Below are 267 nucleotides of genomic sequence, written 5' to 3'. Positions count from 1 at the left end.
CGGGGTTGCGGCGCAGCCCGCAGGACGTTCCGGTGTTGTTGCGGCATCTGGTGCGTGCTCCGCGCCGGCAGGCCGGCTCGGGCACGGGCACGGGTCCGGGCGGGGTGTCGGGGCTGGGGGAGCGGCTTGCGCGGTTGCCGTCGGCGCAGCGGCTGGCCGAGTTGACGGTGCTGGTGCGGCGTGAGGCTGGCGTGGTGTTGGGCATGGACGCCGGTGAGGGGGTGGCTGCGGGGCAGGTGCTGAAGGATCTGGGCCTGGATTCGCTGA

Annotated in this window: 1 protein-coding gene; it reads left to right on the top strand. The window is 74.2% G+C overall.

Going from position 1 to position 267, the window contains the following annotated elements:
* Positions 1 to 267, top strand: a 267-nt coding sequence (locus ACPXCS_RS39740) for an acyl carrier protein (protein ID WP_425971262.1), incomplete at both ends; no start/stop codon positions are given.

It is taken from the genome of Streptomyces sp. DT190 (assembly GCF_049846985.1).
Taxonomy (GTDB): Bacteria; Actinomycetota; Actinomycetes; order Streptomycetales; family Streptomycetaceae; genus Streptomyces.
Note: the sequence above shows the minus strand (reverse complement) of the source record. Positions and strands in the feature narration are given on the sequence as shown.